Raw genomic sequence first — 562 nt, 5'->3', positions numbered from 1 at the left:
CACGGTGTGATTCATGACTGGGGTGAAGTCGTAACAAGGTAGCCGTAGGGGAACCTGCGGCTGGATCACCTCCTTAATCGACGACATCAGCTGCTCCATAAGTTCCCACACGAATTGCTTGATTCATTGAAGAAGACGATAGAAGCAGCTTTAAGCTCCAAGCTGATAGCTCTTAGCTAATCAGTGACGCTCGAAATTGGGTCTGTAGCTCAGTTGGTTAGAGCGCACCCCTGATAAGGGTGAGGTCGGCAGTTCGAATCTGCCCAGACCCACCAATTTTGTTATGGGGCCATAGCTCAGCTGGGAGAGCGCCTGCCTTGCACGCAGGAGGTCAACGGTTCGATCCCGTTTGGCTCCACCATTAACTGCTTCTGCTGTTAGAGTTTAGAAATGAATATTCTGAAGTGAATATTGATTTCTAGTCTTTGATTAGATCGTTCTTTAAAAATTTGGGTATGTGATAGAAAGATAGACTGAACGTTACTTTCACTGGTAACGGATCAGGCTAAGGTAAAATTTGTGAGTTCTCTTAATTGAGAAATTCGAATTTTCGGCGAATGTT

2 tRNA genes and 1 rRNA gene are annotated in these 562 nt (G+C 45.4%); all 3 read left to right on the top strand.

Annotation, left to right across the window (positions count from 1 at the left end):
- Positions 1-76 (top strand): 16S ribosomal RNA (locus tag HBO23_RS33585); the annotation flags it as partial.
- 122 nt (positions 77-198) lie between these two features.
- A tRNA-Ile gene (locus HBO23_RS33580) sits at positions 199-275 on the top strand.
- Positions 276-285: 10 nt separating this feature from the next.
- Positions 286-361, top strand: a tRNA-Ala gene (locus tag HBO23_RS33575).
- The last annotated feature ends 201 nt before the right edge of the window (positions 362-562 follow it).

The sequence above is a fragment of the Pseudomonas sp. WS 5532 genome, from assembly GCF_012985445.1.
Classification (GTDB): domain Bacteria; phylum Pseudomonadota; class Gammaproteobacteria; order Pseudomonadales; family Pseudomonadaceae; genus Aquipseudomonas; species Aquipseudomonas edaphica.
The sequence above is the reverse complement of the archived record's forward strand: the minus strand, read 5'-3'. Positions and strand labels throughout refer to the sequence as shown.